Origin of the sequence: Bacterioplanes sanyensis (genome assembly GCF_014652515.1) — a bacterium.
GTDB classification, from domain to species: Bacteria; Pseudomonadota; Gammaproteobacteria; order Pseudomonadales; family Oceanobacteraceae; genus Bacterioplanes; species Bacterioplanes sanyensis.
Genome location: NZ_BMYY01000005.1, coordinates 120,642 through 138,534 on the forward strand (window position 1 = coordinate 120,642; position 17,893 = coordinate 138,534).

Below are 17,893 nucleotides of genomic sequence, written 5' to 3' on the forward strand. Positions count from 1 at the left end.
ATATCGCTGCCGGCAAAACTGCACCATGAGCAAACGCAAATTGAACAAACGCCAAACTTGGCGCATTGAAAAAATCCAGCAAGAAAAGGCCAAACGTGCTCAGCAGAAAGAACAAAGCATTCACCAACAACTCAACGCCGGCGAGTTAGGCCAAGAAATCACAGGCCAGATCATGGCGCATTTCGGCAGCCAGGTAGAGGTAGAAGCTGGACGCCATGGCCAGCGCTACCGCTGTTTTTTGCGCGCTAACTTAGGCTCACTGGTAACTGGGGATCAAGTGGTATTTCGCCCCGGGCCGGAGGAAAACGGCGTGGCGACTGGCGTTGTAGAAACCGTGCTGGAGCGCCACAGCGAGCTGTCTCGCCCTAATCCTTATAACGAGATCAAACCCGTCGCCAGTAACATCGATGTCATCGTGCTGGTGATTGCGCCTGAGCCGTGGGCGCACCGCAACCTGATTGATCGCTATTTAGTCGCGGCTGAAAATTGCCATATCGAGCCGGTCATTTTGTTCAACAAAACCGACCTCATCACTGACGATAACCGCGATCACTTTCTCGATTTACTCGGCCAATACCAAGAACTGGGCTATCGCATCTTAACCGTCTGCAGCCATGACAGCAGCAGCTTGGGCGAGCTCAAAGCGTTTTTAAACGATCGGGTTAGCGTGTTTGTCGGCCAGTCTGGCGTGGGCAAGTCTTCACTGATTAGCACCTTGCTACCAGACGAAGAACTCAAAGTGGGGGCGCTATCAGAGAACACCCGCAAAGGGCGCCACACCACCACCACAGCTCGCTTGTATCACTTCCCCGCCGGTGGCGATTTGATCGACTCTCCAGGGATTCGTGAGTTTGGCTTGTGGCACATGAGCGCCGACGAGGTACTGTATGGGTTTCGCGAACTGCGCCCCTTAGCTGGCCATTGCCGTTTTCGTGATTGCAGCCACCAGCAAGAACCGGGTTGTGCCATTCAAGCGGCAGTCGACGCCGATGAAGTGTCAGAGGAGCGCTTTATCAGCTACCTGCGCATTGTCGACACCCTCACCGAGCTGTAATCACCAGAACACTTCGTCTTCGTTGGGCGGATTATCGTAAGGGTTGTCGTCGGCTTCGCGCTCGTCGCGTAACTCCTGCAGCAAAGAGCCAGCTTTGTTAATGACAGGTTCGCGCGCGTCCGGTGCTTCTTCTTCATTAATAAATTCAGCATCGGCTTCGCCCGCGCGGCCACTGACACCCTCTTCATAGCGCTTGTTTAGCAAGGTAATGGAGATGCGTCGATTAACCGGATCATAAGGGTCATCTTGCTTCAAGGGGGCGGTATCCCCCATGCCGATTACCTGTGCCATTTGCTCTTTTGGCACCCCAGCTTCCATCAAGGCACGCCGCGCAGCATCCGCTCGCATCGCTGACAAACGCCAATTAACTTCGTCGGCGTCGCGACTGCTACTACGGGAAGAATCGGTGTGCCCGGCGATGGACAGGCGGTGATCAATGGTCGCCAGCACTGGCGCCAGCTCCCACAAAATGTCCTCGGTGTAGTACTTTAACTCAGCACTGCCTGGTTCAAACATGGGGCGTTTGACCTGATCCACGATCTGCACCCGTAAACCTTCGGTGGTGATGTCCAAACGCAGCTGGTTTTTAAATGGGCTTAGCGTTGGGCTAGCGTCAATTTGCGCTTCGATTTGCGCTTTTTCTTGCTCCATGCGCCGCCGTTCAATGGCTTCTGATAGGCTTTCAATTTCCTCCGCCTGTAAGATCTTTTCTGGGTCCAGCTGCTCAGATACTGCAACGTTATCGGCCTGAGAAGGCGAGCCGCCCATATCGATGATGTAAGCCGACGGAACCTTTTGTCCTTCTTCCCAGGCTTTAGGGTCCTGAAAGTAGCCCGAGATGGCCTCACGCTGCGATTCATTGGAGGAGTTAATAACCCACAACACCAAAAAAAACGCCATCATCGCCAAGGCAAAGTCGGCCATGGCGACCTTCCAGGCACCGCCATGATGGCCGTGACGGCCCTTTTTAATGCGTCGAATAACAATGTTTTGATGCTGGCCTAAGTTTTCCATCAGCGACCACGTACCTTGCTTTCGACTTCATTGAAGCTCGGCCGACTCTGAGTAAACAGTGCTTTGCGGCCAAACTCCACCGCCAACTGTGGCGGCAAACCATTAAGAGAAGCAATCACACAGGCTTTTACCGATTCGTACAGTTTGATCTCTTCGTCGGCAATATGACGCATTTTGGCACTGACTGGCCCGACCATGCCGTAGGCTAAAAACACCCCGCTGAAGGTTCCCACCAAGGCGGCGGCAATGCTGCCACCGACTTCGGTGATTTCGCCATCAATAGCGCCCATGGTAATGACGATGCCCAACACGGCCGCCACGATGCCAAAGCCAGGTAAGGCGTCCGCTACTCGTCCTACCGCATCGCCGGGCGCCTCTAACTCATGCAAGCGGGCTTCTATCTCCTGATCCATCAGCGCTTCCAGCTCATACGGAGTTAAGTTGCCAGCGGCAATGATGCGAAAGTAGTCAGCGATAAACTCCGCCAGCTCACTGTTGCCCTGAATTGCTGGGTAGCGAGCAAACAAAGCACTGCTTTTGGGGCTATCGACATCACCTTCAATCGACATAATGCCCTCACGCCGAGCCTTATTAAGAATGTCATAAATTAACCCAAGCACATCCATGTACATGGCTTTATTCACCTTGCTGCCAAACATCACTTGTGGCATCAACTTGAAGCATTCGGTAATTAAGTGCCAAGGGTTAGAGAGCAAAAAGGCACCGAAGGCACCGCCGATAATGATCAGAAACTCAAACGGATGCCAAAGCGCCAGCAGCTCGCCATTGGACATGACATAGCCGTACAGCACACTGCCAAACACAGTAAACAAGCCAATAAAAAACAGCATGAAGCGCTGGTAAACTCCGCAGAAATGTGTGGGCCGGCCTAGTTTGCCACGTCAACATCAGAAATACATCTGAGCCAACTGTGCTACAGACCGTAAATGACTATAGTAATTAAAGGTCACTAACCACTGCCATACAAATTGAGATATGACACAGCACCTAGCAGAGTCGATTCCCACCAGTTTTTGGCAGGACTTCTCCCCCATTGATGAACTACCCATTCTGGCCGAAAGCCGCCAACGCATTCGCCGGCAAATGCAGAGCAACCGAGCCAACTACCAAGATTTGGCGGTCTATGTCGAGGCCGACCCCGCTCTGTGCCTGCATTTGCTGCATGAAACCGTGCGCCAGAATCCAGATTGTACCAATCAGATCACAGGGGCGACCGGTTGCTTATCGCTGCTAGGAATGAAAGAGCTGGTGCACCTGGTCAAGCATTTACCAACCGTCGAAGCGAACAGTGGCGACAACCAACTGCGCCTATACCGCCGCTGCCTGCACACCGCCCAGTTTGCTGGCGAACTGGCCGCTCATTGGACCAGCCAAAAAGGCAGTGGCAGCGCGGATTACGCTCGCTGGAGCGCCGCCTTGGCCAATGCGCCGCTGTGGTATTGGCTGCTGCAAACACCGCTCACGGCCAACTGGTTGCATCACCTGAGTCAGGGTCATGATTTGATCGAGGCCAGCCGGAAAACCTTTGGCGTATTAAAGCGCCGTGAATGGGAACAACTCAGCCGCCACCTGCAGCTACCTGCCGCGGCCGCTGAGCTGTTCCGCCAAGACGCTTGGCTATCTGCTCAACAATGGCGCCTGCTACGCCACCATGATCCGCGTGACCTAGAAGGGCAACGAGAGCTGCTGCATTATGGCCAACGGCCCGAAGTCAGTGTTTTGATGGCCAATGGCCTCGCCTGGCACTGGCATATGGCTCCGCTGGGGCGTCGTAGCCAGCGCTGGTTAGAACTCACCGCCCATTGGCTTGGCAAGCACGCCAGCATGATTTGGCAAGATGCTCGCCAGTTACAAGTGAGGCTCAGCCTGCAGCAAAAAGATGGCTTGGGTACAGGGCTGCAGTGGCTGCTCAGCCCAGAGCCTACCTATCATCCGTATCCTGCGGTTAAGTCCGACGGTGAAGAAGTCACACCAGCAGACAGCCAGACGGCTACGCTCGAACCTGAGCCAGCGCCAGAAGTTGTGCCCCCCTCCACTCAAGCAGCGCCGACACGGAGCGCAGCAGAACCTGAAGAACCACACGAACGCAGCGGCAACGATCAATACTTAAAAAAACTGCTGCGCCAGCTTCAGCAACAACCCGATCGCTTTGGCGACTGGCACTTTTTGCTGCGCAGCACGTTAAAAGGTGTCACTCAGGGGTTAGGCGTACCTCATAGCTGTGCGGCGTTAATGAACAAAGAGCGCACCGTTTTAAAGGTTAAATATACAGAAGGCATGGCGCCAAGCATGGTTATGAACCACCTAGCCATCGACTTACGCCGCCCCAGCCTGTTTAGCAAGATTTTAGAGAAAAAAGCCAGCTTGCTGCTTACGCCCGCCAACCGCGACAAGTTCTTACGCGGCTTGCCCAAGCAGGTCACAGACATTTTGCCCGATCACTTGCTGCTCATGGCTTTCGATGCCGGTAATGATGCCATTGGCATTGTCATGGCATTTGATGACAGCGGCACTTTAGCGATCAGTGCTGAGGAGTACCGGCTGTTTAAACAACTGTGTCAAACCACCAGCAACAGCCTGGCAGCACTGCGTCAAAACACACGCCAGCGCCGGCCCTGACAGCTCACTCGGCCCTGAGGTACACTCACGGTTTTTCCACGGGGCTTTGTTATGGCCAAGTTTCCCTTATTGCTGGAGCCAGAAGCACTGGCGATGCAATTGCCAGTGGCAGCTGACAGTAACGTATTGATCGTCGAGCAGGCATCTCACGAGCAGTTTTTGCAGCACCACATCCCAGGTTCAGTTCATTTGGATTTTAAACGCCTGCAATCTGGGCAAGCGCCCACACCAGGCGCATTGCCCGACATTGAACAGCTGTCGGCGGTGTTGAGTGAGCTAGGCCTGACGCCCAGTACGCATGTTATTTGCTCCGATGGCGAAGGCGGTGGCTGGGCCGGACGTTTGATTTGGGCATTAGATTGCCTCGGCCACACGCATTACTCCTACCTCAACGGCGGCCTGACGGCCTGGATGCAAGCCAACTTGCCCACAGAGCAGGGCCCATCACATCCAATCGCCAGCGATTATCGGGCTGACCTGAGCCATAGCGAACATCACGCCATTGGCAAAGAAGCACTGCTGGCCGCGCTTGGCGAGCCGGCCTTGGCGATCTGGGATGCGCGCTCAGCTTTAGAGTATTGCGGCGACAAAGCCATCTCTGCGCGTGGCGGCCATATTCCGGGCGCGGTTAACTATGACTGGACGCTTGCCATGGACAGCGACAACGGTTTGCGTTTACGCCCTCTGGCCGACATCCAGCAAGAGCTAGAACAGCTTGGCCTCAATGCCGAACAACAGATTGTGACTCATTGCCAAACCCATCACCGCTCAGGTTTAACTTACCTGATTGGCAAACTGCTGGGCTGGCAAATGAAAGCTTACCCCGGCTCCTGGGCCGAGTGGGGCAACGATTCGAATACGCCAGTCACCACTGGCCAACATCCCTGAGACTGTTATGACTATCAAAGACCGCTTATTTATCGCCAGTCAGCACCTGGTGCCACAACACGGCTTGTCGCGCCTGGTAGGAAAGCTCGCCGCCAGCGAAACACCCTGGCTCAAAAATGCCCTGATCAACGGCTTTATCCGCCAGTTCGGCATCAACATGGATGAAGCCAAATACAAGCAAGCCGAAGATTTTCGCTGCTTTAACGACTTTTTTACCCGTGAACTGGAAGACGGTGCGCGTCTCATCGCCGACGGTGAGCATGAGTTTGTCTCACCCGCCGATGGCGCCATTTCTCAGCTGGGTAAAATCGAGCATGGCCGCATCTTTCAAGCCAAAGGCCAGGACTACTCTCTGACTGAGCTGCTGGGCGGTGACCGCGAACGCGCCGAGCCGTTCGTCGATGGCCAGTTCGCCACCATTTATTTGTCACCACGCGATTACCATCGTGTGCATATGCCGATCAGCGGTACGCTGCGCGAAATGGTGTACGTGCCGGGCGATTTGTTCTCGGTCAATCAAGTCACAGCAGAGCATGTGCCCCGCTTGTTTGCCCGCAACGAGCGTTTAGTGGCGATATTTGATACCGAGCACGGCCCGATGGCGATGGTCTTGGTCGGCGCCATGATTGTCGCCGCCATCGAAACCGTGTGGGCCGGTCGCATTACCCCGCCATTGCGCGAGCTCAAGGTGACCCAATACCCACTGCCGCAACAGCCCGTACAGTTAAATAAGGGCGATGAAATGGGACGCTTCTTACTGGGTTCTACCGTGGTGCTGTGCTTTGGCAAAGACGCCATGCGCTGGCAAGACACCCTCAAAGCGGAATCACCGGTGCGCATGGGCGAATGCATTGGCATGACGCTGGAGTAAGCGCTTAGCAGCCTGCTAGGCTCTGCTCCAGTCAAAGGTCAGCACATCAGCGATGCGGTTGGTCTGGCACATCAGCATCACTAGCCGGTCCAACCCCATGGCTACGCCACTGCAAGCCGGAAGCCCTGCTTCTAATGCTTGCAGCAGGGCTTCATCAATGGGCCGGCCAGCGGCTTCTCGCTCGAAACGCTGGCGCTGCTCTACCGGGTCACTCAGTTCGTCGTAGCCATTCGCCAATTCATAGCCGTTAAAATAGAGCTCGAAGCGCTGAGCCACCGGCACGCCGTGTTCGTCCATGCTCACTTTGGCCAGCGCCGCTTGCGAAGCCGGAAAGTGGTCAATAAACACCAGGGTGTCGCCTGGCAAAGCCGGCTCGACCCGATGACTCATAATGACATCCAGCCAACCGTCACGCGTCAGATCTAACACTTGTCCAGCTAATGACTGCCCAAGGGCGGTAATTTCTGCATCGTCGGCCTCAAAAGGGTCCACACCTGCAAACTGCTGCATCGCCTGACGATAACTCAGATGCTTGAGCCCCAAGGTTGGCCACTGTTGCGACAGTAAGCGACGAGTGAGGCTGGCCACCTCCGCCATCAGCTGAGGCAGACCACAGCCCAAGCGATACCATTCCAGCATGCTGAACTCAGGGTTATGGCGCTGACCCGCTTCGCCTTGCCGGAAGACTTTGGCAATCTGATAAATATCCCCACTGCCAGCACACAATAAACGCTTCATGGCATATTCAGGCGAGGTATGCAGCCAACGCCCGTCCTGCGTTTGCATGGGCGCAATATTAGGGTCGGTCACCGGCGCTTGAGCCAGAATGGGAGTTTCTACCTCCAATGCTGGATGCTCAATAAAATGCTGGCGAATGCTGTGGTACAGGCGCGCACGCAACTGCATGGCCATGGTGCTGGCCGAGGGTTTCCAAGTCATAATATTTCCACTCAGGAGCCGGGCGGCTCCTGAGACTGCAGAGGAGATCAGGCGCGGCTGACGTACTCGCCAGTACGGGTATCGATTTTCAGCACTTCGCCGACGTTGATAAATAGCGGTACTTTAACTACCGCGCCCGTGGACAGGGTCGCCGGCTTAGAGCCGCCCTGCGCGGTATCGCCTTTCAAGCCTGGGTCAGTTTCAGTCACTTCCAGCTCGACAAAGTTGGGAGGCGTAACGGTCAAGACCGCACCGTTAAACAAGGTAACGGTATAAATATCCTGCTCTTTCAACCATTTAACCGTATCACCTACGGCCTCTTGCGAAGCGCCATGCTGCTCAAAAGAGCCATCCGTTGCCATGAAGTGCCAGAACTCGCCGTCGGTGTAGAGATACTCCATATCCAGCTCAATAACGTCTGCTCCCTCTAGGCTCTCGCCTGACTTAAAGGTCTTTTCCATCACCCGACCGTTGCGCAGGTTACGCAGCTTAACGCGGTTGAACGCCTGGCCCTTGCCTGGTTTCACATACTCGTTTTCCATGATGGAGCAAGGTTCACCGTCCAGCATGACCTTAAGACCCGATTTAAATTCGTTGGTAGAATAGTTGGCCATTATCAAATCCAATTAGCGCGAGAAATAAAGGTGCGTATCATAACGCGAACCGAGGCTGGTGTAGAACTGCCTGACTGGCAAGCAGAACTGGCCCAAGCATTTCGTCATCCAACCGAGCTGCTCAATTTTTTGCAGTTGCCCGCCACAGCCTTTGCTCTAGACACTCAGCCGGACTTCCCACTCCTAGTGCCTAGGCCTTATGCCCAGCAAATGCGCCCCGGCGACGCCCAAGATCCATTGCTGCTGCAAGTGCTGCCTTCCCTACAGGAACGAGATGTGCAGCCTGGCTACAGCCATGACCCGCTACAGGAGGCCGACAGCAACGCCCAGCCTGGCATTATTCATAAATATCATGGCCGAGTGTTATTGATGGTGGCTTCGGGTTGCGCGGTAAACTGTCGTTACTGCTTTCGCCGCCACTTTCCTTATGCTGACAATCGCATTGGTCGGCGCCAGTGGCGGTACACTTTGGACTATTTGCGCCAACGTCCTTCCATCAGTGAAGCGATTTTTAGCGGTGGCGACCCTTTAATGCTGGACGATAAGCACCTAGCTGCCTTGTTGGATGAGCTCGAAAGCATTCCACACCTGCGCCGTGTTCGCATTCATTCGCGCCTGCCCGTCGTCATTCCCCAACGCCTCACAGAAGCCTTGGCGCAGCGTCTTTCCAGTAGCCGCCTACAAGCCACACTGGTACTGCACATCAATCATGCCAACGAGCTCAGCAACGCTCACCAGCCGCGCTTACAGTACTGGGGCCAAGCCGGCATCATGCTGCTGAATCAAAGTGTCTTGTTACATCAGGTCAACGATTGCCTTGATACTCTGATCGAACTCAGCGAACGCTTGTTCGAGTATGGCATTCTGCCCTATTACTTGCATGCACTGGACGCCGTTGCTGGCGCCCATCACTTTGATAGCGGGGATCGACGTGCACAAAAGCTGCACCAACAGTTGCAAACACGCCTACCAGGCTACCTCGTCCCCAAGCTGGTAAGAGAAATCGCCGGCGAACCCCACAAGACTTTGATTAACCTCGACAGCAATAGGCGCGGCGACTATAACCAGTGATGCGGTAATTGTACTCGCAGCGACGGCCCCTGTCGGCTGAGGCCACAGACTGATGCTCGATCGTTGCACTATACTGAATCACAATGCCCCACTCCCTTGGTGTGGAATCAATGTATGAACATGTCGCAGGAATGCATGGATAGCCCAAGAGTCGCGATTAAGTTACACATCCCGGCGACTCCGCTGACACATCTCAGCGTATGTCCGGGTCACGTTGAAGGTGTCAGCGCATGGGCAAAGTCTTTGCCCATGGCCAACACAGGCGAAGCTGCACGTCAGTTATATACAGCCATTCGAGAGTTTAACCAGTGGGACACAGATCCTGCGACACGCTTTAAAGTACTAGAAGTGGTCCGCCCCTATATTTATTCGATTTGCGTCTTACTTAACAAACACTTCCTGCAGTCTTCTATCTCTCTTAACGACAAACAACTGAAAGTAGCCAACCTGAGCCAAGCACTGCAAGGTCATTTGGCGACTGGCTATAAGATGGTGGTAGGTCACAGCATCAGTCGCTTAGGAGCCAACGACAAACCCTCAAAAATAGTAACCATGGCTGTGCATCGCGCCATTAGCGATACCGCACAAACCATACTGCGAGCGTTCCAGCTTTACTGTCAGCCCCCTGAGCATGCCTGGTTGGAATGTAACCAGTTGTTTTTATTGGCCGAAATGCATGGCCTGCAACACTACGACGTCAATGATCGACAAACGCGGTTTTTATCTAGCTCCACCGTCGCCCATGTGTTTACACGCTTACACTTAATGGGAACCGCCAAACCCAACAACTTACGTCAGCAGGATTTGGCACAGCTGTTCGATGCCAGCGAGCTGTGGGCAAGCTTTGTCGACATTACCTCCGCCGACGATGAAGATGCTTTGTTCATTATCAACTTACATCGTGATCGGCCTGGCCAATACCGTCAGCACCTGCGCGAAGCGCAACAGCCTCTTTTTCGCAGCCTCAACACCCAACGCTTGGTACAAGCTCTAAGGCAGTGGGCAGCCAATCCGGCGGGGAAACATGACATCACTGTACCTGGCAAGCTGAGTGACAACATTCTTTCCCATGCGATTCAATCTTGGGGCATACATTGGCAACGCTCTTTTCGTCGAACCAGTGCAGAGGGTCAATTGGCACTGTGTATCGGGCTGTCGGCAACACATTACTACAGCGGCGACAAAACCGACTTCGAACGCTTGTTAGCTGACCTTCGACCAAAGACGCTGGACGGCCCTGAACGTAGCCCTAAAGTCGACATTGGTAAACAATCTAGCGGTGATGTTTGGGCCGATGCTTTTGATGCCGGTGGTGCTACGTTAAGCGAAAATACGCAAATGGACCTCGATGCCATCGAGTTCATTAGCAAACATAAAGCGCAGGATGAACCGCAGCAAGAGGAGCTGAAATACCCATCACACCAAGTACGCGTGATTAACTCCAGTCCAGGCGGCTATTGCTTGCACTGGCAAGGTACACTGCCTGCTGCCATCCAAGCAGGTGAACTAATCGGCGTACAGGAGAGCGGTATCCGACATTGGTCGATCGGCGTGATTCGCTGGATTCGGCACCTGCGTGATCAAGGTACTCAATTAGGCATTGAGTTGCTGGCACCGAAAGCACAAGTCGGCGCAGCGCGTCTGCTACAAAAAACCGGTGAAAATGGTCCAATGATGCGTGCCTTATTACTGCCAGCGATCAAAGCCATTGCCCAACCTGCTACGTTATTGTTGCCACGCATGCCGTTTCGCACCGGCAACAAGGTGGAGCTGCTGTTTAGCGATGAGCAGGGCCGGTTCCAGCTGACTAAGCGGCTGATTTCCACCAGCAGCTTCAGTCAGTTTCAGTTCCGCAGTGCTGGCCCAGCTAAGCGCCAGGCCAGTACCGAGCCAGGCCAAACGATCCTGCCGGATGACGATTTCGACTCAATTTGGAATAAGCTATGACTCGAGCCTAAGACTAAAATGGTCAGCATGTGACAACCATCAACACATTCTGACCGTTGTTGTCTGAGTCGGTGATTTATTTTTTACTGAGCATCTTTATAATTACGGTTTTATTTATCAGAGGCTGACATTTTGGCATCCCGCGAAACCCTGCACCTATTGTTGTTGTGCCGTACTCAGAATGAAGCTGAGGGGATTGTCAGTCTGCTGCGAAACGCTGGCAGTGCGACACGTGTTCATTTAGTCACTTCAGTCGACGACTTTAGTGAACAGTTGCAAGAAAAAACATGGGATTTACTGCTGGCCGAGCCTTCTTGTCATGGTGTTGAATACCAAGACCTACTGCGCCAGATACGCCGCCTGAGCAAAGACTTGCCTCTCATCTTGATCACTCATGATGACATAGAACCGATGCAGATGGAGGCAGCGCTGCGCGATGGTGCCGCCAGCATGGTACCAATGGATGAAAGTAACTTAATGCTGCTGGTGATCCAGCGTGAGCTGGAGCATCTGCGAAGCCGTCGTGCACGGCGCAAGCTGGAGGTCAGCCTGCGCGAATCAGAAAAACGCTGCCAAGGCCTATTGCAAAGCTCAAAGGATGCCGTCGCTTACGTTCATGATGGCATGCACATATTTGCCAACCAAGCCTATCTCGATCTGTTTGGCTACCAAAGTCCGGAAGAGCTAGAGGGCATGCCGATCATGGACATGATCGACGCCAGCGCGCAAAAAGAGTTTAAAGCCTTTCTTAAAAGCTATGGTCAACAATCCGGTCAGACCAGCAAGCTGGCAACGACGGGGATCGATGGTGAAGGCAAGGCCTTCCCCATGAACATGGATTTCTCTCCGGCTACCTACGCCGATGAGCGCTGTACTCAAGTCGTTATTCGGATGCGTGAAGACAGCAGCGAGTTAGAAGGCCAACTGGAAGAAGTGCGCAGCCGCGACCTGTTAACAGGTTTGTATAACAAACCCTTCTATCTCAACCGTCTGGAAGAGGTTGTCGATCAGGCGGTTATGAACAGCGCCAAAGGCGCAGTGGTTTACATTAATCTCGATAATTTTGGTCGCCTGAAAAGTGATATCGGTATCGCTCACACGGATACCGTGTTAAATCACATTGCGGCTACCTTGCGCGATCAGTTGGGCGAGCGCCAGGTGGCTGCTCGCATCGGTGAGGATATCTTTGCCGGCATTTTAATGGGGCGTGATGCCGAGCAAGCATTAGAAGCCGCCGAAAAGCTGCGAGATACCATTGAGCACCTGCTGATTGAGGTCAACAACCGTACTGTCACCCTTACCTGCAGTATTGGTGTTGCACTGATCAATGAAAACAGCTCTAAGCCCATGGACATCTTACAGCAGGCGCATCAAGCCGCTGATGACGTGCGTAAGCAAGAAGGCCACGAACATGGCAACGGCGTACATCTGTTCCAGCCACCAGAGCAGGCCAAAGCGGAGGAACAACAGGATTTAGAGCAATCACTGATCGCTGCCATCAAAGGCAACGGCTTCCGCTTACTGTTCCAACCGCTGATCAATTTGCGAGGTGAAGAGGTCGAACACTACGAAGCCTTATTGCGCTTGCCTGTGGCTGACGGTGATGACGTATCAGCCGGTGAGTTCTTTGAGAACCCCGCCGTCAGTGATGAGATCAAACGCAAAATCGACCGCTGGGTCATTCTGCACACGACCAAATTACTCAGCGAACACCGCAACAAGGGCCATAACACTCGGGTGTTCATTAATCTATCGGCAGCATCATTGGCCGACGAGTCATTGGCAAACTGGATTGGCGTCGCCATTAATGCTGCCAAGCTACCTAAAGGTTCTGTCATCTTCCAGTTCAATGAAGAAGACGCCGGCAAGATGCTGAAACAGTGCCATGACTTTACCCTGTCACTGATGGAGCGGGGAGTTCCTACCTCGGTCAGCCGCTTCGGCTGTGCACTGAAGCCGTTCCAAAACCTCAAACACCTAGAGACCACCTACGTCAAAGTCGACGGCTCCTTCACTCAGGAACTGGGTCAAAGTCCAGACGCACAAAAACATCTGCAAGAACTGCTCACCCAGTTACACGAAGAAGAAAAACGCACCATTGTGCCCTTGGTAGAAAGTGCCAACGCGGTGGCTAGCCTTTGGCAAATGGGAGTGCACTTCATTCAGGGCTATTACGTGCAAGCGCCGCAAGCCGGCATGCTCTACAGTTTTAGCGAAGAGTAAAAAAGCGGCAGTTGCCGCTTTTTTATTCCGCTACGATATCGCGATCACGATACCCCAGCAGGTAGAGCACACCATCCAGCCCCAGCGTAGAAATCGCATGGCGGGCGTTTTGCCTCACCAACGGCTTAGCGCGAAAAGCAATGCCCAAACCTGCCACACTCAGCATGGGCAAATCATTGGCGCCATCTCCGACGGCAATGGTTTGTTGCAGGCAAATGTTTTCTCGTTGCGCAAGCTGTTGTAACAACTCAGCTTTGCGCTGGCCATCTACGACAGTGCCCGAGACTCTTCCCGTTACTTTACCGTCTTCCATTTCCAGCTCATTGGCAAAGACATAATCAATGCCCAGCTTGCGCTGCAAATACTCACCAAAGTAGGTAAAACCGCCAGACAAGATGGCCGTTTTGTAGCCGAACGCACGCAGATTGGTGATCAGTCGCTCAGCACCTTCGGTGATGGGCAGTCGGGCAGCGATCTCTTGCAACACATTGCCATCCAGCCCCTTCAGCAGCGCCACTCGCTGCTCAAACGACTGGCGAAAGTCCAACTCACCCTGCATGGCTTGCTCAGTGATGGCAGCGACCTGTTCGCCCACACCCGCAGCATGGGCCAGCTCGTCGATCACTTCGGTTTCGATCAAAGTGGAGTCCATATCAAACGCCACTAAGCGGCGATTGCGGCGGTAGGCATCATCTTGCTGAACCGCGATATCCACGCCCAACTCATTTGCCACCTCTAAAAAGCGCCCACGCAAGCCATTTTGATCCGCTTCACCACGCACCGAAAACTCAACGCAAGCACGGGTTTGCTGATTGTGATTGTGTAGGGGAATACGGCCAGAAAGGCGATGGATTTGATCGATATTCAGCCCAAACTCCGCCACGGTTGCTGTTACTTGGGCAATGGCTTGGGCTTCAATTTGCCGCCCCAGCAAGGTAACAATATGACGATCTTTGCCCTGCCCCTGCACCCACTGATCGTAGCTCTCTGGCTCTACCGGTGTGAATCGCACCGTCAGTCCCAGTTCGTGGGCTTTAAACAAAATATCTTTAAGGACAGGAGCCGATTCCGCCGTGGACGGAATTGCGACCAAGATGCCGAGGGACAGTGTGTCGTGAATCTCAGCCTGGCCAATATCGAGAATATCGACGTCGTACTGTGCCAGAATGGCACTGATGCTGGACGTCAATCCGGGTTTATCCGTGCCAGTGACACGGATCAGTACCAATTCAGTCACAGTATTCAGCCTTGCTCAAAGTTTATTAGCGTCAGCCTTGGCACTGGCAACCACGCCGCGCAACTCTTCAATCAGATCGACTGTTTCATGCACAGATAAGGCACGTTTGCGATCAACACTCATCAAAAACAGACCTTTTTCCAATTGTTGCAACTTATCCTGCAGGGACTGCTTAACGTCACTCATGCTTCTACCTCAGATTGGCGGTGGCTGATGCCGGCAGCTATTAGCCTGCACCGCGAGTCAATTTGCTTTGCCGACGCGCTCACAAAGCGCGCATTGCGCTACGCGTCTTGCCTGCCGGTGCCACACCCTTCGCTGGCGTTCAACCGGGCGGTGCATATAATACCACTACTGTTCAGGAAATCCGCGTCCGATTGAGTCTCACCATGCCGTTACCCCGTTGTATGCGCCATAAATTGAATACAAGTCAATTAAACAGCTTGCTGGTGGCGGTGCTGATGCTGGTTACCGGCTTGCTCCTTAGCTTGTTGACCTTCGGCCATCTAAAGCAGCAACTCTCTGCGGAGCAGCACGCGAATGTCGAGCGCCAACTGCAACGTTTGGCCGTCACGGCTGCACCAGCCCTATTACAACAAGACCGTGTAAGCCTCAATGTCATGCTCAGCGACTGGCAGCGTGGCCCATTGATCAATGGTTTGGAGATTCTAACGCCTGACCAAGCACTGCTAGCCAGCAGTGGCAACCCTGGACGTGGCCAGGTGATGACGCGTCCTATCACACAAGACGAGCGCGCCCTAGGGATGGTGCGCGCCAGCCTCAATGAATCACCAGCAACTCAGCTAGCACGGCGCTATCTAGCCCTAGCACTGATGGCGACCGGCCTGATGGCAATGCTTGCTGCGTTGGTGACATACCAGCTCACGGAACGCAGCTTTGGCCAGTTTCGACAGCTGCTGAGTGCGCTGAAGCGGCTGCGCCAAGGCCAAGATATCGAGCTGACAACGCCCGACTCGGCTTTGCCTGAGCTCCAAGCCATGCACACAGAGCTGCGCTACATCGCCGAACAGCAACAGCAACAGCAAGCGCTTGAACATGCACTGGGGCGCTTTATCAGCCCAGATCTGGAATCACCGCAAAAGGGCTTGCAGTACTTTGACTGCGCGCTCATGTACCTAGAAATCCAAGACCTCGATGTGCTGCAGGCTCGTCTGAGTGCCGAGCAACTCAGCACCACCCTAAGCCACTATTATCGCTTGCTCTCACATGCGGCCAAGCTGTACAACGGTCGTCTCGACCGTTTTATGGGCGACGGCATTGTGATGATTTTTGGCGTCCCCAGTGCTGACCAACAATCCGCCATGCACAGTGTGTGTGCAGCGCAACTCTTTCAGGGGCTGGTAAATCATGTACGCGAGCACGATCAACATGTGCACCCACTAGAGTTTCGTATCGCCGTGCACTGGGGGCCTGTTTTAATGACGCCGCCACAGGGCGATGGACAATTATCAGGCAACCTCATTGGCGACACATTGCACTGGGCAGCCCAATTGGCAACCGGCGCCGAAGAGCGTGGCGTGCTCGCCAGTTGCGAATTAGTGCAGCACTTGGAGCAACAAATTGATTGGCGGGAAGGCCCGATGGTGACCGACCTTCATGGTCGTGAGCAATGCTGCTACTGGCTGGAGGAGCTACCAGAGAAAACGCGCTCATTGATCCAACGGCAAATTAAACACATCACCGCACTCACCGCGAACGTCTGACGGCCAAGTTTACTTCCAACGTCTTACCCTGACGCCAGAACATGGGCCTATATTTGAACTTTCTCCGACCTAGTCTAGTTTGATAACACTAGCCTCCGGAGGTAACTCAGATGACCCTGCGATTATCAGCCATTGCCCTTGCGAGCTTAACTCTTGTCCCCATGGCGGCGGCAGACGATTTGCGAATCAATGGCTTTATGAACATTACTGCTGGCCACTTATCGACCGATGACATTAGTCAGGATGGCTATGACGATGGCATCAAGTTTGACCAAGACACCTTGGTCGGCCTGCAAATGGCGAAACAAGTTAATAGCTCCACCTCAGCTACGGTTCAGCTGATCTCCCGAGGCAGCCAAAACTTTGATACGCAAGCATCCTGGGCCTATCTGACTTATGCCGCCAGCGACAATACAGATGTTCGTGCCGGACGCCTACGCACCCCATTTTTTTATTACTCAGACTTTCTCGAAGTCGGCTACGCCTATCATTGGGTTACCCCACCCTCCTTGGTCTACCGACTAGACGCCCTATCCTCTATCAATGGTGTTGATATAAGCCAGCGCTTTACATTGGGCAGCACAGATGGCCTGATCCAGCTTTACTCCGGTCGTTACCAAGACGATTTAACCTTTGTTGGAGATCAGTACAACGTTGAACTAAAACGTGCCGGTGGACTCGTTTTTAGCCTGAGCCATAACAGCCTGTCTGGCCGCATCAGCTACCACCAAGCCGACTTAACCATGGACATCAATCCACTAAATGCTGGGCCTAACGGACGCGCGCTCGACAATTTGGCTGCCGCCGCTACCCTCGCAGGCGTAGGTAAAGACTTTGTAGCCGACAACGATACCGTGAAGTTCTATCAAGCATCCTTGTCCTACGACAATGGCACTTCGGTGTTGATTGCCGAGTGGACCAAGTTGGATCAAACAACGGCTGCCATCTTGGATGACAGCGCCCTATTGGTCAGTGCTGCGCGCCGCATAAATGCCTTCACTCTGCACCTGACCTACGCCCAAGCGGAAGATGCTACCGAATCCGGTACCGTAGGCAGCATTCAACAATTGGCAGAATATAAAGAAACCAGCGTCATCGCCGGCGTACGCTACGACTATGACAGCAGTACAGCACTGAAGCTGGATATCCAGCACCATGATGAGGAACTGGTAAATGGCCAAGCCGGTGACTCTGGCTTGCTCTACAACTTGGGTATGAGCTTAGTGTTCTGAAAGGAGTGCCACCATGCGAGCCGTTATTCTGTCATCGATTGTTTTTTACTGCCTGACTGCCAGTTACTTAGCCCATGCCGAGCATGTCGTTATTGTTAGCGCCAACAACACTAACAACAGCCTGGATAAAAATACCATTACGCGAATATTTCTCGGTAAAGCCAGTTCATTCCCAGACGGTAGCCAAGCAATTCCACTCGATCAAAATGAAGGCAGTGCCAGCCGCGAAGCGTTTAACGACCAAGTGCTTGAAAAAAGCGCAAGCCAATTAAAAGCGTATTGGTCACGCCTGATCTTCACTGGCAAAGGCACTCCACCCAAAGAGTCCGGTAGCGACAGCGACGTTAAAAGCCTGATCGCCAACAATCCAAACTTGTTGGGCTATGTCGACAACAGCGTCGTCGATGACTCAGTGAAAGTCGTGTATCGCTTTAACTGA

16 protein-coding genes are annotated in these 17,893 nt (G+C 53.5%); 10 read left to right on the forward strand and 6 right to left on the reverse strand.

Features of this window, described 5'->3' with window-relative positions; genetic code table 11:
- The first annotated feature begins 25 nt into the window (after positions 1-25).
- Positions 26-1,054: a small ribosomal subunit biogenesis GTPase RsgA gene (gene rsgA, locus IE090_RS09625; RefSeq protein WP_189388158.1), complete on the forward strand. Its 1,029-nt coding sequence runs from the start codon at positions 26-28 to the stop codon at positions 1,052-1,054.
- On the opposite strand, the gene motB is transcribed toward rsgA, so the two are convergent.
- Positions 1,055-2,068: a flagellar motor protein MotB gene (gene motB, locus IE090_RS09630; protein ID WP_189388159.1), complete on the reverse strand. Its 1,014-nt coding sequence runs from the start codon at positions 2,066-2,068 to the stop codon at positions 1,055-1,057.
- Complete coding sequence (gene motA, locus IE090_RS09635; RefSeq protein WP_189388160.1) at positions 2,068-2,919, reverse strand: flagellar motor stator protein MotA; 852 nt, start codon at positions 2,917-2,919, stop codon at positions 2,068-2,070. Before motA ends, motB begins: the two co-directional genes overlap by 1 nt.
- Before the next feature lie 145 nt (positions 2,920-3,064).
- Between motA and IE090_RS09640 the strand changes: the two genes are divergently transcribed.
- The 3 genes from IE090_RS09640 to asd are packed head-to-tail and all read left to right on the forward strand — an operon-like array spanning position 3,065 to position 6,467.
- Positions 3,065-4,708 (forward strand): HDOD domain-containing protein, encoded by a 1,644-nt coding sequence (locus IE090_RS09640; RefSeq protein ID WP_189388161.1) that lies wholly within the window; start codon positions 3,065-3,067, stop codon positions 4,706-4,708.
- Positions 4,709-4,759: 51 nt separating this feature from the next.
- A complete protein-coding gene (locus IE090_RS09645) occupies positions 4,760-5,596 on the forward strand; it encodes a sulfurtransferase (RefSeq protein WP_189388162.1) in 837 nt (278 codons plus the stop codon).
- Between the two features lie 7 nt (positions 5,597-5,603).
- Positions 5,604-6,467, forward strand: a complete 864-nt coding sequence (gene asd / locus IE090_RS09650; protein WP_189388163.1) for an archaetidylserine decarboxylase — start codon at positions 5,604-5,606, stop codon at positions 6,465-6,467.
- A 15-nt stretch (positions 6,468-6,482) separates the two neighbouring features.
- Here asd and epmA read toward each other — a convergent pair whose 3' ends face one another.
- Positions 6,483-7,406 carry an EF-P lysine aminoacylase EpmA gene (epmA, locus tag IE090_RS09655; RefSeq protein WP_189388164.1) on the reverse strand — a complete coding sequence of 308 codons (924 nt, stop codon included), beginning with the start codon at positions 7,404-7,406 and terminating at the stop codon, positions 6,483-6,485.
- A gap of 47 nt (positions 7,407-7,453) precedes the next feature.
- Complete coding sequence (efp, locus tag IE090_RS09660; RefSeq protein WP_189388165.1) at positions 7,454-8,020, reverse strand: elongation factor P; 567 nt, start codon at positions 8,018-8,020, stop codon at positions 7,454-7,456.
- A gap of 30 nt (positions 8,021-8,050) precedes the next feature.
- Here efp and epmB point away from each other — a divergent pair, with 30 nt between their 5' ends.
- The 3 genes from epmB (at position 8,051) to IE090_RS09675 (ending at position 13,261) form a co-directional block, all read left to right on the forward strand.
- Positions 8,051-9,091, forward strand: a complete 1,041-nt coding sequence (gene epmB / locus IE090_RS09665) for an EF-P beta-lysylation protein EpmB (RefSeq protein WP_189388166.1) — start codon at positions 8,051-8,053, stop codon at positions 9,089-9,091.
- Positions 9,092-9,205: 114 nt separating this feature from the next.
- Complete coding sequence (locus IE090_RS09670) at positions 9,206-11,038, forward strand: cyclic-di-GMP receptor FimW-related protein (RefSeq protein WP_189388167.1); 1,833 nt, start codon at positions 9,206-9,208, stop codon at positions 11,036-11,038.
- A gap of 132 nt (positions 11,039-11,170) precedes the next feature.
- Positions 11,171-13,261 (forward strand): EAL domain-containing response regulator, encoded by a 2,091-nt coding sequence (locus IE090_RS09675; protein WP_189388168.1) that lies wholly within the window; start codon positions 11,171-11,173, stop codon positions 13,259-13,261.
- Positions 13,262-13,283: 22 nt separating this feature from the next.
- On the opposite strand, the gene serB is transcribed toward IE090_RS09675, so the two are convergent.
- Both serB and IE090_RS09685 read right to left on the reverse strand, forming a co-directional pair.
- The gene (gene serB / locus IE090_RS09680) at positions 13,284-14,498 is read right to left on the reverse strand and encodes a phosphoserine phosphatase SerB (protein ID WP_308428498.1); all 1,215 of its coding nucleotides are present in this window, start codon (positions 14,496-14,498) and stop codon (positions 13,284-13,286) included.
- Positions 14,499-14,513: 15 nt separating this feature from the next.
- A complete protein-coding gene (locus IE090_RS09685) occupies positions 14,514-14,684 on the reverse strand; it encodes a hypothetical protein (protein WP_189388169.1) in 171 nt (56 codons plus the stop codon).
- A gap of 203 nt (positions 14,685-14,887) precedes the next feature.
- On the opposite strand from IE090_RS09685, the gene IE090_RS09690 reads away from it, so the two are divergent.
- From IE090_RS09690 to IE090_RS09700, 3 genes are all read left to right on the forward strand, one after another.
- Entirely contained in the window at positions 14,888-16,222 is a 1,335-nt protein-coding gene (locus IE090_RS09690) for an adenylate/guanylate cyclase domain-containing protein (RefSeq protein WP_189388170.1), read from the forward strand.
- 110 nt (positions 16,223-16,332) lie between these two features.
- A complete protein-coding gene (locus IE090_RS09695; protein WP_189388171.1) occupies positions 16,333-17,454 on the forward strand; it encodes a hypothetical protein in 1,122 nt (373 codons plus the stop codon).
- 13 nt (positions 17,455-17,467) lie between these two features.
- The gene (locus IE090_RS09700) at positions 17,468-17,893 is read left to right on the forward strand and encodes a type 2 periplasmic-binding domain-containing protein (protein WP_189388172.1); all 426 of its coding nucleotides are present in this window, start codon (positions 17,468-17,470) and stop codon (positions 17,891-17,893) included.